Raw genomic sequence first — 15,767 nt, forward strand, 5'->3', positions numbered from 1 at the left:
TCTATAACGTCAGCCGCGCTTGCCGGGTTCCGTAGCGCTTTTGTCGGCCATTTCAGGCCCTTCCTGCCACGGCGCGAGCATGCCTTGCGCGGGCATGGCGGGCAGGGCCTGCCCCCGCGCCAGCAGCCGTTCAGGCTCAAAGGGGCCGGGGCATTGCCACCCGCCCGTCATCGCCGCAGAAAAGCCCCAGCGAGAGTAATAGTCCGCATCGCCGATCAGCACCTGCGCGAACGGCGTCTGTCCTTCGGCGGCGAGCCGCGCTTCGGCGTCGAGCATCGCAGCCATCAGCCCGATGCCAAAGCCTTCGCCCTGCCGCTCGGGCAGGACCGCGACGGGACCGACCATGATCAGCGGCAGCGCGCGCGCCTGGGGGTCCACCAGGGCGATGGGATAACACTGGATCGTACCCACCAGCCTTTCATCGGTGTCGAGCGCGGCAAAGCTGAGCGCGGAGAGCCAGTCCATCCCCGCGCGGATGCGATAGGCGGTGCGCGCGTGGCGGTCCTCGCCGAACACGCGGTCGAGCAATTCCTCGACCATCGCTTGCGGAACGGCGGTGAGCGGGATCAGGCTTGAGGTGTTGTCGTTGTCAGGGGTGTTGGCCATGGCGGCGCGTGTCTAACTCACATCGTCACTTTCAGGATACGGCCATCCTTGCCGTCTTCGGCCAGCCAGATCGCACCATCGGGGCCCTGCTCGATCGAGCGCAGGCGATTGTCGAAGGCGTAGCGTTCCTCTTCGCTGGCCGCCTCGCCGTTCAGCGCGACGCGCACCAGCGCCTTGGTCTTGAGCCCGGTGATCAGCGCCTGGCCGTTCCACGGGCCGAACATCTCGCCATCGTAGATGATCATATCGCCCGGCGCGATGACGGGCGTCCAATGGATCGCGGGCTTGATGAATCCGTCATCGGCGGTGTGATCGGGGATGTCCGAGCCGTTGTAGTTTATGCCGTAAGAGCGGGTGGGCCAGCCGTAATTGTTCGCGCGCTCAACGCGGTTGAGTTCGTCGCCGCCCTTGGGGCCGTGTTCGACCTCCCACAGCGTGCCGTCGGGCGCAAAATCCATGCCCAGAATGTTGCGATGGCCGTACGACCAGATTTCCGGCGGCACGCCGTCCTGGTCGGCGAACGGGTTCCCCGCAGCGGGCGTCCCGTCGAGGTTCAGGCGCACAATCGTGCCCAGCGTGTTGGTCAGATCCTGCGCGGGCGTCTGCTTCTGGCGGTCGCCGCTGGCGACAAAGAGGTATTGTCCATCGGGCGAGATTTGGAGCCGGTGCGAATAGTGGCCGCGCCCGGTCACCTTTGGCCCCTGACGCCAGATCACTTCGAGCCCTTCGATTGCGCAGCTCGCCTCACCGGTCTCGTCCTTGCACCGCAGCAGGCCTTTGCCCACCGCCGCGCCGCGCGTGTTGTCCTCGCCCGCTTCGGCCCAGCTCAGATAGATGGTGCGGCCATCGTCGCGCTCCGCTTCGCTTTCAAGGAAGGCGATGTCGCCCAGACCGCCCTGGCCGCCATAATCGACCTCGGGCGTGCCGGTAATGGTCACGACTTCGCCCGTGTCGGTTTTCATGAGCTTGAGCGCGCCGGACTTTTCCGTGATCGCCAGCGTGGTGGTGCCGGGCAGGAATTCGATCGCCCAGGGCTGGTCGAATGCGCCCATGGGCTCCACGCTCAGACCAGCCTCAGCCGTCGGCACGCCGGGGGTATCCCCATCTTGCGCCAGCGCACAGCTTGCCAGCGCGGCGGCGGAAAGGGAGAGTGCAAGGGGCAGCTTGGAGAGTGTTTTCATGACAGCGAGTGCTCCGGTCTTCGATTGGGATACCCGACCGCTTGTCATCGGTGTTGACGAAGCGGGGCGCGGGCCGCTTGCCGGACCGGTCGTGGCCGCGGCGTGCGTTTTGGGCCTGAAAGATGGCGAGGCCGTACTCCCTGGCCTGAACGATTCCAAGAAATTATCGCCCAAGCGCCGCGCAGGCCTCGAAAAAGCGATCCGTTCAAGCAGCGTGTTCGCGATCGCGGTTGCGGAACCGGACGAGATCGACCGGGTGAATATCTTTCAGGCGACCATGCTGGCGATGACGCGCTGCGTGGACGAACTGGCGCACGCTCTCGCGGCGCCGCCCGAAATGGTCTTGATCGACGGAAACCAGACGCCCGAGGGGCGGTGCGCAGACTGGCGATGGCCCGCACGCGCGATTGTGGGGGGCGACGGGATCGAACCGGCGATCAGCGCCGCCTCCATCCTCGCCAAGGAGCATCGCGACCGCCTGATGATCGCCGCGGCTGAGCGTCATCCGCAATATGGCTGGGAACGCAACAAGGGGTACGGGACCAAGGATCACATGGAAGCTCTGCGCCTCCATGGTCCAACGCCGCTGCACCGGCGCTCTTTCGCGCCCGTCGCGCAGGCGACGCTTCTTTGAAAGGCGACGCTGTTCTGAGAGGCGATGGGGAGGCTTTGCTCAAACCCCGCGAGTGCCCTAAGCGCCCACAGCCATGCTGAACGCGATTCTTCTGAGCCTTGCCGGTCTGGTTGGCCTGGCCGTTGGCGGCGAACTGCTGGTTCGCGGCGCGGTGGGGATTGCGCAAAAGCTTGGCGTCTCGACGCTTGTGACCGGGCTCGTGATCGTCGGCTTTGCAACCTCGATGCCCGAAATGGTCGCGAGCGTGCAGGCCGCGCTTTCGGGATCGCCCGAGATCGCCTGGGGTAATGTCGTCGGCTCCAATCTGGCGAACACGCTGCTCATCCTTGGCACCTCCGCGCTCGTCATGCCGATCGCGCTGACAGGATCGGGGCGGCGCGACGCGGTGGTGGCCTTGGCCGCGACGCTGCTTCTCTGGGGCCTCGCAGCCTCCGGGGCGGGCGCGCAGTGGATCGGGATCGCGCTGCTGGCGGGCATCCTCGCCTATATCGTCTGGCGCTACTTTTTTCCCGGCGAGAGCGCCCTCGAAGAGCCGGGGCAAAGCGCCAAGGTGAACGGCTTGCTGGCGGGCAGCCTGTTTGTGGCCGGGCTCGTCATCCTCGTGCTGGGTGGTCAGGCGCTGGTGGAAGGGGCGATCGCGCTGGCGACGATTTTCAAGGTGCCCGAGACCGTGATTGGCCTGACCGTCGTCGCGGTCGGCACCTCGCTTCCCGAATTGGCCGCCTCGATCGCGGCGGCTCTGCGCGGCAAATCGGGGCTGGCGCTGGGCAATGTCGTGGGATCGAACATCTACAACATCCTGCTGATCGGCGGCGCCACCATGAGCATCGCGCCGCAGCCCTTGCCGGAAGACCTTCTGGCGCTGCAATTGCCGCTGCTCGCCGCGAGCGCGGCGGCGCTGCTGGCGCTGTTGTGGTTCGCCAAAGGGATCGGACGGCTGCTCGGCGCGGCGCTCCTGATCGGCTTTACGGCCAATGTGATCCTCGTTTTCGTCCTGCCCGGCGAGGCCGCGGCCGACGCAACCCAAATCGGGCAAGTGGCCGAGTCTTTCCGGTAACACCCCCTTATCTGGAGTCCGTCACGCCGCCGGGGACTCAACATCTAGTGGGGTCACCTTTCGTTCCGCCGCAAGCGCTGGGGCGTTGACGCCCTATTAACCATAAGCCGCGAAAACTCTTGGCTTGACGAGGGTACCAGTTGGACTCACCCTGTGGATAACTTTGATGCGTGCTGTCAGCGCGCGAGGCTTTGAGGACAATTCGTGGGCGTGATCGAGACCAGAACCAGGCGGGCCAAGACCCCCGGGGCCAAGACCCCCGAGGCCAAGACCCAAGGCGCCAAGACCGCTGTTCAGGCCGAACTGGACCTGCAAACCCGCCTGCCCACAGGTCAAATCCTCTCTGGCGACTGCATCGAGGCGATGCGTTCGCTGCCTGATAACTCGATCGACTGCGTGTTTGCCGATCCTCCCTACAACCTCCAGCTTGGCGGCGACTTGAACCGGCCCGATGGCTCGGAAGTCGACGCGGTGACCGATCATTGGGACCAGTTTTCCAGCTTCCGCGCCTATGACGAGTTTACGAGAAACTGGCTGACCGAAGCGCGCCGGGTCCTGAAACCCGATGGCGCGCTGTGGGTGATCGGGAGCTATCACAACATCTTCCGTGTCGGAGCGATCCTGCAGGATCTGGGCTTCTGGATCCTCAACGACATTGTGTGGCGCAAGACCAACCCGATGCCCAATTTCAAGGGCACGCGTTTCACCAACGCGCACGAAACGCTGATCTGGGCGAGCATGGGCGAAAAGGCGCGCTACCACTTCAATTACCGCGCTATGAAGACGCTGAACGACGAGCTTCAGATGCGCAGCGACTGGGTGCTGCCGATTTGCGCGGGCCAGGAACGCCTGAAGGAAAACGGCAAGAAAGCGCATCCGACGCAGAAGCCCGAAGCGCTGCTCTACCGCGTGCTGCTCGCGACCACCGAGGCGGGCGATGTGGTGCTCGATCCGTTTTTCGGCACCGGCACGACCGGCGCGGTCGCCAAGCGTCTGGGCCGCGAATGGATCGGCTGCGAGCGCGAGGATTTCTACCGCGAAGTGGCAACGAAGCGGATCGCCAAGGAATTGCCGCTCGATGAGAGCGCCCTGAAAACGATGCAGAGCAAGAAGACCGCGCCCCGGGTCGCCTTCGGGACATTGGTCGAAAACGCGTTGATCCCGCCCGGCACAAAGGTGTTCGACAAGAAACGCCGCTGGATTGCGACGGTGCGCGCGGATGGGTCGCTGGAGATCGACGGCCAGAATGGCAAAGCCATGTCGGGCTCGATCCACGGCCTCGGCAAGGATTTGCAAGGCGCGCCGAGCTGCAACGGCTGGACCTTCTGGCATTACGAGAAGGGCGGCGAGGTTCTGCCCGTGGACGCGGCGCGCCAGCTGTTTCTGCTCGCCAACGAGGACTGAGCGGCCTTCCAGGTTTGTGGCGTTGTTGTAACGCTTTGTGACGAAGCTGAACCTCCAATTAATTGAAATTTCAACGTAATTTCTTGTCGCTTGGTTGCAGTTCATTTGCATCCGCAGCGCAAACCTGCTCGTGCCCGCGCATGGCTCGGGCCGGGATCCGGGCCGAATTGGGGGCTTTCATGCGCGGCGCCTCGGCTCCGCGTGTCACTAAAAGGAGGCCAAAAATGCCACACAACACGTTCACCTATCTCGTCGCTTGCAGCGCCGCCGTTCTGGCGCTCGCACTGCCCGCGCAGGCCAAGGCGGAGGGGCCGTATATCGGCCTGAGCGGCGGCGTCGCGCTGCCCGAAGACAGCCGCAACGCCGGTCAGTTCGATGAAACGGTACCCGCCACGGCGGACTTCGACGCCATTGCGGCCGACACCACGCTCGACTGGAACACGGAGTACGACACCGGCTTCGCTATCAACGGCCAGGTGGGCTACGCCTTCGACAACGGTTTGCGCGTCGAAGCCGAGCTTGCCTACTCCAAATACGATGTCGACACGCATAGCGGCCTCACGGTCGGCGGCGCCGATATCGACACGGTGGATGTTGCGGTTCTCACCCGCGAACCCGCGGACGCGTCCAACCCCACCGTTGGCGAGGTCATCGCCGACGGGCAGGGCGACGTCACCAATGTCGGCCTGTTCGCGAATGTCTTCTACGACATCAACACCGGCAGCGGCTTCAAGCCCTATGTCGGCGCGGGCGCGGGCTATCAGTGGAGCGATGTCGAGTATGAGCCCTCGAGCGTCGATGTGGCGGACGACGAGGATGGCGCGCTGGCCTATCAGCTGATGGCCGGCGCAAGCTTCGAGGTGACCGAGCGGATCGAGCTGTTCGGCCAGTACACCTGGCGCGATTCGTTCGAAGACACCGATGTCGCGCTGAACCTGTTGCCCGCGACGCTGGGCGTCGAGACCGGTCAGTCGCTGGTGACTGCGGGCGTGCGCGTGAAACTGGGGAGCTGAGTGCGCGCATCGCCAACTGCGCTAAACGAAGGGGCCGGGCCGCGTGGGTTCGGCCCCTTTTCTTTGCGTTCAACGCGTCGCGGCGCGCGGGCGACTGGTGTGATTTTGCGGGTGTGCTAGCACGCAGCGCGAAACTCGGACCCGCCAGAACCACAAAAGCCAGAACCACAAAAGCCAGAACCCCAAAAGCCAGAACCCCAAAAGCCAGAACCCCAGAAGCCAGAACTCCAGGAGGACGCGCGCTCATGACCCTTTCCCAACCGCTTACGCTGCCGTGCGGGGCGCAGCTTCCCAATCGCCTCGCCAAGGCCGCGATGACCGAAGGGTTGGCCGATGCGCGCGGGCTTCCGACGCCCGAACTGGAACGGCTCTACGGCGTCTGGTCGGATGGCGGATGCGGGATGCTCTTGTCCGGCAATGTCCAGATCGACCGCGATCACCTCGAACGCCCAGGCAACGTCATTCTCGATCGCGAACTGAACGCCGAAGAGAAGGCCGCCTTTCAGCGCTGGACCGCCGCCGGAACGCGGGGCGGCAACCATTTCTGGGCCCAGATCAGCCACGCCGGGCGCCAGACCTTCGCGATGATCAACCCGCATCCCAAGGCGCCTTCGGCGGTCAAGCTGGGCCTTCCCGGCGGTCAGTTTGGCGAACCGGTTGCGCTGGAGGACGCGGAGATCGAAGACATCGTCGAACGCTTCGCGCGGGCCGTGCGAATCTGCCGGGAGGTGGGCTTCACCGGCGTTCAGATCCACGCCGCGCACGGCTATCTCATCTCGCAATTCCTGAGCCCGCGTTCCAACCGGCGCACCGATCGCTGGGGCGGCAGCCTTGAGAACCGGGCGCGGCTGCTGCTCACCGTGATCGAGCGATCGCGCGCCGCCGTCGGCCCCGCATTCCCGATCAGCGTCAAACTCAACAGCGCCGACTTTCAGAAAGGCGGATTTGCCTTCGAAGACAGCGTGAGCGTTGTCGGCTGGCTGCAAGAGCGCGGCGTCGATCTGATCGAGATTTCGGGCGGCACCTACGAGCAGCCCAAATTGCTCGGCATTGAGGGGATGGAGCCCGCCGAAGATCCGGGGGTTGCCGCTTCGACGGTGGCGCGCGAGGCCTATTTCGTCGATTTCGCCAAAGCCATGAAGGACGCGGTCGATGCGCCGCTGATGGTCACCGGAGGGTTTCGCAGTCGCGCGGCTATGGAGCAGGCGGTCTCCAGCGGCGCAGCGGATGTGATCGGGCTTGGCCGACCGCTGTGCGTCGCGCCCGATGGCGCGCGGCGAATTCTGGAGGGCGCGGACCGCCTGCCGAGCGCGGAGAAGAATCTCTCACTGCTGCCCGGGGCTCTGCGCTTTCTCGAAGGGATCAAGACCGTGCGCGCCATGGCCGGTTTTGCGACGCAGTTCTGGTTCTACATGCAGATTTACGCGCTCGGGCGGACCGGGGTGACCGACCCGCAGCTCTCGGTGTTCAAGGCGTGGCGATCGGTCGAGAAGGAACACGCGCAGCGATTAAAGGCAATGCGCGCGGCGTGAGCGGCGGCAAAGAGCGTCGCATAACCCCGTTTCGCGCCTGTCCTAGGGGTGGCGGCTTCGCTAAACGCGTGCTCATGAGCAACCCTTGCGTCAACCATCATCGTGCTTCGCCCTTGTCCCGGCGTGCGCATAGCGGGCTGTTTTCGCGCCCAGGACAGTGTGCCGGGTGTGTCAGGCGTTCTCCAGGAGCGATGAGTTGAGCGCCACCGTCACCGTTCAGCCGATCGGCACGGCGCTTTCGCCGCAGGCTGAGGAGGGCGCGGCGATCCGGCTCGGCGGCAGCCTCGTCTACGCCAGCCGGTTTGCCATGACCGTGCGCGACGGCGCGAAGGTACTCGAACGGCGGCTGTTCGGCGCGCGCGAGGCGATGCAGGCGATCGGCTCGCTGGACGGGCCGCTGGGCCAGGAAGCGGAGCGGCAATGGGAAAACCTCGCCAAGGTTCACCCGCCCCTGCAACTGGGCGAGCGCACGATCCGCTTGGATCAGCCGCAGATCATGGGTATCCTCAACGTCACGCCCGACAGTTTCTCCGATGGCGGCGATTTCGACGCGGTTGAAGCGGGCCGCGCGCACGCCGCCGCCATGCTGGAAGCGGGCGCGGCGATCATCGATATTGGCGGCGAGAGCACGCGTCCGGGCGCTCAGGCGGTCTGGGAGGGCGATGAGAAGGACCGGGTGCTGCCCGCGATCGAATACTGCGCCTCCATGGGCGCCGCGATCAGCCTCGACACGCGCCGCGCGGGCGTGCTCGAAGCCGGTCTTGAGGCGGGCGCGCATATGGCGAACGATGTTTCGGCCATGCGCTACGATGACCGGATGCAAGAGCTTGTGGCGGCAAGCGGGTGCCCGGTGGCGCTGATGCACGCGCCGGGCAAGGGCGACGATCTGCACGAGGGTGGAGATTTTGAAGATGTCGTCAGCGCAGTTTTCGAGTTCCTGAGACACGCACGCGAAAAGGCGATCGCGGGGGGCATCGCAGCCGATCGCATCATGCTCGATCCGGGTATCGGTTTCGGCAAATCGCTGACAGACAATCTGGCGCTCTTGAACGCCTTGCCGCTTTTTCACGCGCTGGGCTCTCCGTTGCTGGTCGGGCTCAGCCGCAAGCGGATGATCGGCGCGCTCTCAAGCGAGGAAGCGGTGGATCAGCGCCTTGGCGGTTCGATCGCGCTCGCCACCGAGGCGATGGATGCAGGCGTGCACCTTTTGCGCGTCCACGACGTCGCTGAAAGCGTGCAGGCGCGCAATGTGTGGCGGGGCCTGCGCGACGCGGCGCTGACCGATTTCAGCGGTCTGCCCGAAGAGTAAAGGGGGCCGTTCGTCTCCAAGCCGTCACGCAGGGCAGGCAACACGGCGAGCGCTATCGAACGAAGGGGACTGTCCATGGCTCGTTTCACCCAGCTCTTTCTCGCAAGCGCCGCGCTGGCCCTCACCGCGACGCCCTCAGCGGCGGACCAGAGCGCGCCGGACACAGTCACCCTCTCGCCCGACGAGCTGCTGGCTCCGTATTACGCGCGGCTGCGTCAAAGCACGGTTTTGCCCAATGCGGGCGAGGGCCCTTCGCTCAGCCCGGCGCAAACGCTCACCCGCGTCGCCTTTGGCAGCTGCAACCACCAGTCGGCGAGCCAGCACATGTGGGACGAGGTGCTCAGCGCCGACCCGCAGCTGTTCCTGATGCTGGGCGACAACGTCTATGGCGACAGCGCGTGGGACGGGGACGCGGCGCTTGAAAGCCTGCGCGTGTCCTACGAAGAACAGGCCGCCCATCCCGAATGGCAGCGCCTGCGCAAGGGCGTGCCGATGCTCGCGACGTGGGACGATCACGATTACGGCCTCAACGACAAGGGCGCGAGCTTCCCCATGCGGCGCTGGGCCGAGGCGATGTTCGAGGAATTCTGGGGTTCATCCGATGCGGTGCGCGCGCGCGATGGCATCTACGACAGCGTCACCGTGGGTCCGCAGGGACAGCGGGTTCAGATCATCCTGCTCGATACACGCTTCTTCCGTTCGGATCTCAAACGCATGCCGTGGAGCAACGAGCGCCCGCCGCTTGGCGTCTATGTGCCCGACACCGATCCCGCCGCAACCGTGCTGGGCCCTGAGCAATGGCGATGGCTGGAAGCGGAGTTGGCGAAACCAGCGGACCTGCGGATCGTGGCGTCCTCGATCCAGATCATCACTGAGGCGCACAATTTCGAGAGCTGGGAGAACTTCCCGCTTGAGCGCACCAGGCTGTTCGACGCTCTGGCCTCGCGCGAGGAAAGCGGGCTGGTGCTCTTGTCGGGCGATCGCCATTCGGGCGGGGTCTACAAAACCGAGCACCAGGGTGAGGAATTCTGGGAGATCACCAGTTCCTCGCTCAACCGCGCTTATTGGCGCAGCGCCGAGGAGAACTCACAGCGCGAGCCTGATCCAAGCCGCGTTTCGCTGTTCTACAACGTCGAGAATTACGGTATGGTCGACTTCGATTGGGCCGAGCGCGAGGTGACTGTGACGCTCAAGGACCGGGCGAGTGAGACATTGACCGCGCACGCCTATGCGTGGTGACGGCGCGCGTTCGTGGTCAAAGCGTAAAGCCGCCGTCCGAAACAAGCACATGGCCGGTGATGTTCGATCCGGCGTCGCTGAGCAGATAGAGGATGGTGCCCGCAATTTCGTCTGCGGTGGCAAAGCGTCCCAAAGGCGTGGTTTTGGCCATGCGCGCAATGGTCTTGTCGCGGCCAATCGCTTCGACCGAGCGGTTGAAGTCGTCCCCGGTCTCCCAGATCGCGGTGTCGACGCCGCCGGGTGCAATCGCGTTGACGCGAATGTTGTCGGGCGCGTTCTCCATCGCCGCGATGCGCGCCATATGCGCGACGGCGGCTTTGGCGGGACCGTAGGGCCCGATCATGGGCACGGGCTTCACTCCGGTCGAAGAGGCGGTGATGACAACGCTGCCGCCTGTGTCCTTGCCGCCTGTGTCCTTGCCGCCCGCCTTGATCGCTCTGAGCGCGCAGCGCAGCGTCAGGAACGCGCCGTCAAGATTGACATCCATGACGCGGCGCCACTCGGCAAAGGAGAGATTGGCGACGGCGCCGTACCCGCCGACCCCTGCGTTCACGACGGCATGATCAAGGCCCGTCAATTGGGGTTCAAGAGCGTTCCACATGGCCTCATCCGCGACCGATCCGATAACCGGCACAACCTCGCAATCGAGCGCCAGCGCCTCGATGCCGTCAGCGCTTATATCGTTCAGGAAGAGCTTGGCGCAGCCACGCTCGGCCAGAGCTTTCGCGCAGGCCGCGCCAATTCCCGATCCCGCGCCGGTGACGAGCGCGCTGCGCCCCGAAAAATCCATGATCCCATCCATGCCGCGAAGCGCTAGGCGCTGGCGTGCAAGCGATCAAGCGGCGTTGTCGATCCCAAGGTCGGACAGCTTGCGATAGAGCGTCGAGCGCCCGATGCCGAGCCGGCGCGCGACTTCGGTCATCCGCCCGCGATAGTGGCCGATGGCGAGGCGGATCACGTCGGCTTCGATTTCTTCAAGCGGACGCAGATTGCCGTCTTCGGTGTAAAGCATCACGCCCACGCCTTCGTGCAGGTGCGCGCTTTCGGGCACGTCCTGCTCGCCCAGCATTTCCGAGAGCTGGGGGAAGCTTTCGGCGGTCAGGGTGTTGCCGTCGCAATAGACCGCCGCGCGAAACAGGACGGATTGCAGCTGGCGCACATTGCCCGGCCAGTCATAGGCGGCGAGCAAGGCGAGCGCGCTGTCGCTCACCGACAGCGGCCGCAGACCCGGCTGTTCGCCGATGCGGGCAAGGAAATGGCGGGTGAGGCCCGGAATATCCCCTGTGCGCTCACGCAAGGGCGGCAGCGTGATCCGGGTTGCGCCCAGCTTTTCAGCGAGCTTCGCGTCGAACTTGCCCGCCTTGACCAGCGCGCCGAGCGACCCGTTGCTGGCCGAAAGCAGACGCACATCGACGCGAAAGCCATGCGCCGCGCCAACCGGGCGGACGATGCCGCTTTCGAGCGCTTCGGCAAGCCGTTCCTGCACACTTGCCGCGATGCGATCGACGTCATCGAGCAACAAGGTGCCGCCGTCGCAATGCTGCATCGCGCCGATCTGGCGATCGAAGGCGCCGGGAAAAGCGTTGGGTTCGTGGCCGAACAGGGTCGATTCGAGCGAATTCTGCGGCACGCTGCCGACATTGATGATGCGCAAGGGCGCCTTGGCGCGCGGCGAGGCGGCGTGCATCGCCCGCATCAGCATTTCCTTGCCTGTACCGCTTTCTCCCTCGATCAGCGAATGCGCGTGCCCGCGCGCGGCCTTGGCGGCCTGGGCCAGCGCGGTGCGAAACGGGGGCGCGGTTCCGATCATCGCGTCGAAATCGAGGGTCGCCGACATCTTCTCGGTCAGCGGGGCGAGCTCGTCGCGCGGCGATTCGCGGTGCGTGACGGCGCGCAGGGCCTCCATCAGCCGGTCGGGCGATATCGGCTTGATCAGATAGTCGCTCGCGCCCGCGCGCATCGCCTCGACGGCCAGCAGCGGAGAGGCGCTGGTGGTGAGCATCAGGATCGGAAGCGCGGGGCGACGCTCCTTCAACTCGCGGATCAGGGCGCAGGCGTCATCGCCCGGAACCCATTGATCCAGAAGAATAGCCGACAATTGCATGCCTTCGCGCGTGCCCAGCGTGGCGATCGCGGTGTCCGGGTCCTTCGCAACGATTGTGCGCCAGCCATCGCGCGCGGCAATGGCCGTTATGAGCCGGCTTTGCGCTGGCTCATCATCAATCAGCATGACAAGGCGTTGGTCTGCGTCCGACATGGCGCGGCGCCCGTCCTCCCAGCAAATCCGGGCGTGAAACAGGCCCGGGGTGAAACGAGGCACACGAGATAGGGCAGTTAAGTAAAGACGGGATTAAGGCTGATTGTCCCCGCCGATGAGGAGGCAAGGCGGTTGCGCAGGGCTTGAGCTAGGCCGCCGCCTCCGATACGGGCGCTTGCGAAGCATCGGGGCGCGAATTCGGCAACTTTTTGCCGTTTGCGCCGTTTGGGATCATCAAGAGGGAACACCACGCCTATGCCAGGCCAGGATTTCGAGCAGAAGGGTAAACTCTACGGCGGCTTCATGAGCACGCTCAAATGGGTCATCCCGATTATTGCGATCATCGTTTTTATCGTGGTCGCCGCGATAGCCGGATAAATCAGCCGCAAAAGGGGCCAAGCTTACGTGAAGATTGCTGTTCTGAAAGAGCGCGCACCGGGCGAAACGCGGGTTGCCGCGACGCCGGAGACGATCAAGAAGTTCGCAGGGCTCGGAAACGATCTCGCCGTCGAAAGCGGCGCGGGGGTTGCAGCGGCGATCTCCGATGCCGCTTTTGCCGAGGCCGGAGCCAGTGTGGCGAGCGCCGCAGAGGTGGTGAAAGACGCCGATATCGTGCTGGCCATCCAGGCGCCCGATGTCGCGCTTTTAAAGGGCGCGAAGCCGGGCGCGATGGTGGCGGCCCTGTTCGATCCTTTCCAGAAGGGCGATGTGGTCGAGGCTTACGCGAAAGCCGGGCTTGAGGCGCTGTCGATGGAATTCATGCCGCGCATCACTCGCGCGCAAGGGATGGATGTGCTCTCAAGCCAGTCCAACCTTTCGGGATACAAGGCGGTTCTGGCGGCAGCGGACACCTATGGCCGCGCCTTTCCGATGATGATGACGGCGGCGGGCACGGTTCAGGCGGCCAAGTGCTTCGTCATGGGCGTGGGCGTCGCGGGTCTGCAAGCCATCGCCACCGCGCGGCGTCTGGGCGCGCAGGTTTCCGCGACCGACGTGCGCTCGGCCACCAAGGAGCAGATCGAGAGCCTGGGCGCGAAGGCGATCTTCGTCGAGGACGTCGAAGGCATCGAGGGCGAGGGCTCGGGCGGCTACGCGACCGAAATGAGCGATGAGTACAAGGCGGCGCAAGCCAAGCTTGTGAGCGAACACATAGCCAAGCAGGACATCGTCATCACAACGGCGCTTATTCCCGGACGCGCGGCGCCGGTTCTCATAACCGACGCGCAGATCGCGACGATGAAGCCGGGCAGCGTTATTTACGACCTCGCGGTAGCCCAAGGCGGCAATGTCGAAGGCTCGGTCGCCGACGAGGTGGTCGAGAAGCACGGCGTCAAGATCATCGGCTATTCGAACACCCCCGCGACCTTGCCCGCCGACGCCTCGGCGCTGTTCGCGCGCAACCACTTCACCATGTTCCAGGCCTTCTGGGACAAGGAAGCGGGCAAACCGGAATTCGACGAAGAAATCGGCGACGCAATCCGCCTGACCAAGGGCGGGGAAGTCGTGAACGAGAGGCTGAAGGGGTGACCGAAGTGAAGAAGGGCATCAGTTGGCTGGCGCTTGCTGCCATACTTCTCATCGTCATCGTGATCTTTGCGTACAGAGCCGGCTACGTGCTGGGCAGCGACATGGCTGAACGTGACAACAGGGCGGAGGCCGTCGAATAATGGACTTTATCTCAATCCTCTCGATCTTCGTGCTGGCGTGTTTCGTCGGCTACTATGTAGTCTGGTCGGTCACCCCGGCGCTGCACACGCCCTTGATGGCTGTGACCAACGCGATTTCCTCGGTGATTATCGTCGGCGCGCTGATTGCGGCGGCCGAAGCGGATACGGCGGTGGCAAAGTATCTCGGCCTGTTCGGCGTGGTGCTGGCGAGCGTGAACATCTTCGGCGGCTTTGCCGTGACCGAGCGCATGCTGGCGATGTACAAGAAGAAGGAGAAGTGAGGATGGGCACACTCGCTTCCGCTTCCATCAAAACTGTCACCCCGGCGCAGGCCGGGGTCCAGTCCCTGGGGCACCGCATCTGGATTGGCTTCGCTCGTCTTCGACTCCCGGCCTTCGCCGGAATGACGGCTCTGATCGCCACCCCCGCCCACGCCGCCACCGGCGACACCGGCACGCCCGCCTGGGCGATGCTCGCCTATCTCGTTTCGGGCGTGTTCTTCATCCTTGCGCTGCGCGGGCTTTCCAGCCCCGCCACGAGCCGCGCGGGCAATCGCTATGGCATGGTCGGCATGGTGCTGGCCGTGGGCACGACGCTGATCACGCACGAACTTGCGACCTGGTACGAAATCGCCATCGCGGTCGCGATTGGCGGTGCGATCGGCTTTGTCATCGCGCGGCGGATTGCCATGACGTCCATGCCCGAGCTTGTCGCGGGCTTCCACTCGCTGGTTGGTCTCGCCGCCGTTGTGGTGGGCCTGGCGGCGTGGCTGAACCCCGGCGCGTTCGGCATTCTCGACGAGGCGGACCAGATCCTGATGGTCAGCCGGATCGAGCTGGGTCTGGGTATCGCCATCGGCGCGATCACGTTCTCAGGCTCTGTCATCGCCTTCCTCAAGCTGTCTGGCCGGATGAGCGGATCGCCGATCCTTCTGCCCGCCCGCCACGTGATCAATCTCGGCACGCTGGCGGCTATCCTTGGCATTATCGGTTTCTACGCCGTCTCGCCCGAGGGCGCCGCAGGCGATGGCTGGCAAATCATCGCCATCACCATCCTCGCCTTTGCCATCGGCTTTTTGTTGATCATCCCGATTGGCGGCGCGGACATGCCGGTCGTCGTCTCCATGCTGAACAGCTACTCCGGCTGGGCAGCCGCGGCGATGGGCTTCACGCTCGGCAACAGCGCGATGATCATCACCGGCGCACTGGTCGGCTCCTCGGGCGCGATCCTTTCCTACATCATGTGCAAGGCCATGAACCGCAGCTTCATCAGCGTGATCGCGGGCGGCTTTGGCGCGGATGACAGCGCGGGCGCGAGCGGCGAACCGCGCGAACAGCGCCCCTACAAGCAGGGCAGCGCTGACGATGCCGCCTTCATGCTGGAACAGGCCGAAAAGGTCATCATCATTCCGGGCTATGGCATGGCCGTGGCGCAGGCCCAGCACGTGCTGCGCGAAATGGCCGACGCGCTCAAAGAGAAGGGCGTGGACGTCAAATACGCGATCCACCCGGTCGCAGGCCGCATGCCGGGCCACATGAACGTGCTGCTGGCCGAAGCGAACGTGCCCTATGACGAAGTGTTCGAGCTGGAAGACATCAACTCCGACTTTGCCCAAGCCGATGTTGCCTTCATCATCGGCGCGAACGACGTCGTGAACCCGGCGGCCAAGACCGACAAGGCCTCGCCCATTTACGGCATGCCCGTGTTCGACGTGGACAAGGCGAAACAGGTCTTCTTCATCAAGCGCTCGATGGGCGGGGTCGGCTATGCGGGCGTTGACAACGACGTTTTCTACATGCCGCAGACCGTCATGCTGCTGTCGGACGCCAAGAAGATGGTCGAGGAAATCGTGAAGGCTCTGGACTAGG

Annotated in this window: 16 protein-coding genes; 12 read left to right on the plus strand and 4 right to left on the minus strand. The window is 64.6% G+C overall.

Annotation, left to right across the window (positions count from 1 at the left end; genetic code table 11):
* Window positions 1-9 precede the first annotated feature (9 nt).
* A complete protein-coding gene (locus tag QNI87_RS00335; protein ID WP_300592416.1) occupies window positions 10-606 on the minus strand; it encodes an N-acetyltransferase in 597 nt (198 codons plus the stop codon).
* Between the two features lie 17 nt (window positions 607-623).
* Window positions 624-1,787 (minus strand): PQQ-dependent sugar dehydrogenase, encoded by a 1,164-nt coding sequence (locus QNI87_RS00340; protein ID WP_300592419.1) that lies wholly within the window; start codon window positions 1,785-1,787, stop codon window positions 624-626.
* Here QNI87_RS00340 and QNI87_RS00345 point away from each other — a divergent pair.
* From QNI87_RS00345 to QNI87_RS00375, 7 genes are all read left to right on the plus strand, one after another.
* Window positions 1,786-2,421: a ribonuclease HII gene (locus QNI87_RS00345; RefSeq protein WP_300592422.1), complete on the plus strand. Its 636-nt coding sequence runs from the start codon at window positions 1,786-1,788 to the stop codon at window positions 2,419-2,421. The two genes, QNI87_RS00340 and QNI87_RS00345, sit on opposite strands and share 2 nt — an antisense overlap.
* Window positions 2,422-2,494: 73 nt before the next feature.
* The gene (locus tag QNI87_RS00350) at window positions 2,495-3,478 is read left to right on the plus strand and encodes a sodium:calcium antiporter (protein WP_300592425.1); all 984 of its coding nucleotides are present in this window, start codon (window positions 2,495-2,497) and stop codon (window positions 3,476-3,478) included.
* Between the two features lie 303 nt (window positions 3,479-3,781).
* Window positions 3,782-4,882, plus strand: a complete 1,101-nt coding sequence (locus tag QNI87_RS00355; RefSeq protein ID WP_300595263.1) for a site-specific DNA-methyltransferase — start codon at window positions 3,782-3,784, stop codon at window positions 4,880-4,882.
* A gap of 224 nt (window positions 4,883-5,106) precedes the next feature.
* Window positions 5,107-5,895: a P44/Msp2 family outer membrane protein gene (locus QNI87_RS00360; protein WP_300592428.1), complete on the plus strand. Its 789-nt coding sequence runs from the start codon at window positions 5,107-5,109 to the stop codon at window positions 5,893-5,895.
* Between the two features lie 245 nt (window positions 5,896-6,140).
* On the plus strand, window positions 6,141-7,427 hold the full coding sequence (locus QNI87_RS00365) for an NADH:flavin oxidoreductase/NADH oxidase family protein (RefSeq protein ID WP_300592431.1): 1,287 nt from the start codon (window positions 6,141-6,143) through the stop codon (window positions 7,425-7,427).
* A 196-nt stretch (window positions 7,428-7,623) separates the two neighbouring features.
* The gene (gene folP / locus QNI87_RS00370; RefSeq protein WP_300592434.1) at window positions 7,624-8,736 is read left to right on the plus strand and encodes a dihydropteroate synthase; all 1,113 of its coding nucleotides are present in this window, start codon (window positions 7,624-7,626) and stop codon (window positions 8,734-8,736) included.
* A 75-nt stretch (window positions 8,737-8,811) separates the two neighbouring features.
* Window positions 8,812-9,975 (plus strand): alkaline phosphatase D family protein, encoded by a 1,164-nt coding sequence (locus tag QNI87_RS00375; RefSeq protein WP_300592437.1) that lies wholly within the window; start codon window positions 8,812-8,814, stop codon window positions 9,973-9,975.
* 16 nt (window positions 9,976-9,991) lie between these two features.
* On the opposite strand, the gene QNI87_RS00380 is transcribed toward QNI87_RS00375, so the two are convergent.
* Both QNI87_RS00380 and QNI87_RS00385 read right to left on the minus strand, forming a co-directional pair.
* A complete protein-coding gene (locus tag QNI87_RS00380; protein ID WP_300592439.1) occupies window positions 9,992-10,777 on the minus strand; it encodes an SDR family oxidoreductase in 786 nt (261 codons plus the stop codon).
* Between the two features lie 33 nt (window positions 10,778-10,810).
* Window positions 10,811-12,232 (minus strand): sigma-54 dependent transcriptional regulator, encoded by a 1,422-nt coding sequence (locus QNI87_RS00385; RefSeq protein ID WP_300595264.1) that lies wholly within the window; start codon window positions 12,230-12,232, stop codon window positions 10,811-10,813.
* Window positions 12,233-12,487: 255 nt separating this feature from the next.
* Between QNI87_RS00385 and QNI87_RS00390 the strand changes: the two genes are divergently transcribed.
* The 5 genes from QNI87_RS00390 to QNI87_RS00410 all read left to right on the plus strand — a co-directional run bounded on the left by QNI87_RS00390 (window position 12,488) and on the right by QNI87_RS00410 (window position 15,766).
* Window positions 12,488-12,610: a hypothetical protein gene (locus QNI87_RS00390; protein WP_300592441.1), complete on the plus strand. Its 123-nt coding sequence runs from the start codon at window positions 12,488-12,490 to the stop codon at window positions 12,608-12,610.
* A 27-nt stretch (window positions 12,611-12,637) separates the two neighbouring features.
* Window positions 12,638-13,759 carry an NAD(P) transhydrogenase subunit alpha gene (locus QNI87_RS00395; RefSeq protein ID WP_300592444.1) on the plus strand — a complete coding sequence of 374 codons (1,122 nt, stop codon included), beginning with the start codon at window positions 12,638-12,640 and terminating at the stop codon, window positions 13,757-13,759.
* Window positions 13,756-13,899, plus strand: coding sequence for a hypothetical protein (locus QNI87_RS00400; RefSeq protein WP_300592447.1), 144 nt, complete (start codon window positions 13,756-13,758; stop codon window positions 13,897-13,899). Before QNI87_RS00395 ends, QNI87_RS00400 begins: the two co-directional genes overlap by 4 nt.
* Window positions 13,899-14,180 carry a proton-translocating transhydrogenase family protein gene (locus QNI87_RS00405; protein ID WP_300592450.1) on the plus strand — a complete coding sequence of 94 codons (282 nt, stop codon included), beginning with the start codon at window positions 13,899-13,901 and terminating at the stop codon, window positions 14,178-14,180. Before QNI87_RS00400 ends, QNI87_RS00405 begins: the two co-directional genes overlap by 1 nt.
* Before the next feature lie 188 nt (window positions 14,181-14,368).
* Window positions 14,369-15,766 carry an NAD(P)(+) transhydrogenase (Re/Si-specific) subunit beta gene (locus tag QNI87_RS00410; RefSeq protein WP_300595265.1) on the plus strand — a complete coding sequence of 466 codons (1,398 nt, stop codon included), beginning with the start codon at window positions 14,369-14,371 and terminating at the stop codon, window positions 15,764-15,766.
* Window position 15,767: the final 1 nt, after the last annotated feature.

The sequence above is a fragment of the Erythrobacter sp. genome (genome assembly GCF_030066995.1).
In the GTDB taxonomy this organism is placed as follows: Bacteria; Pseudomonadota; Alphaproteobacteria; order Sphingomonadales; family Sphingomonadaceae; genus Erythrobacter.

What these genes read in the sequence shown, in the direction of transcription:
- QNI87_RS00380 (WP_300592439.1), bottom strand. Translation starts at nt 10,777, where the DNA reads ATGGATGGGATCATGGATTTTTCGGGGCGCAGCGCGCTCGTCACCGGC.
- QNI87_RS00375 (WP_300592437.1), top strand. Translation starts at nt 8,812, where the DNA reads ATGGCTCGTTTCACCCAGCTCTTTCTCGCAAGCGCCGCGCTGGCCCTC.
- QNI87_RS00365 (WP_300592431.1), top strand. Translation starts at nt 6,141, where the DNA reads ATGACCCTTTCCCAACCGCTTACGCTGCCGTGCGGGGCGCAGCTTCCC.
- QNI87_RS00345 (WP_300592422.1), top strand. Translation starts at nt 1,786, where the DNA reads ATGACAGCGAGTGCTCCGGTCTTCGATTGGGATACCCGACCGCTTGTC.
- QNI87_RS00350 (WP_300592425.1), top strand. Translation starts at nt 2,495, where the DNA reads ATGCTGAACGCGATTCTTCTGAGCCTTGCCGGTCTGGTTGGCCTGGCC.
- QNI87_RS00385 (WP_300595264.1), bottom strand. Translation starts at nt 12,232, where the DNA reads ATGTCGGACGCAGACCAACGCCTTGTCATGCTGATTGATGATGAGCCA.
- QNI87_RS00335 (WP_300592416.1), bottom strand. Translation starts at nt 606, where the DNA reads ATGGCCAACACCCCTGACAACGACAACACCTCAAGCCTGATCCCGCTC.
- QNI87_RS00410 (WP_300595265.1), top strand. Translation starts at nt 14,369, where the DNA reads ATGCTCGCCTATCTCGTTTCGGGCGTGTTCTTCATCCTTGCGCTGCGC.
- QNI87_RS00340 (WP_300592419.1), bottom strand. Translation starts at nt 1,787, where the DNA reads ATGAAAACACTCTCCAAGCTGCCCCTTGCACTCTCCCTTTCCGCCGCC.
- QNI87_RS00360 (WP_300592428.1), top strand. Translation starts at nt 5,107, where the DNA reads ATGCCACACAACACGTTCACCTATCTCGTCGCTTGCAGCGCCGCCGTT.
- QNI87_RS00405 (WP_300592450.1), top strand. Translation starts at nt 13,899, where the DNA reads ATGGACTTTATCTCAATCCTCTCGATCTTCGTGCTGGCGTGTTTCGTC.
- QNI87_RS00390 (WP_300592441.1), top strand. Translation starts at nt 12,488, where the DNA reads ATGCCAGGCCAGGATTTCGAGCAGAAGGGTAAACTCTACGGCGGCTTC.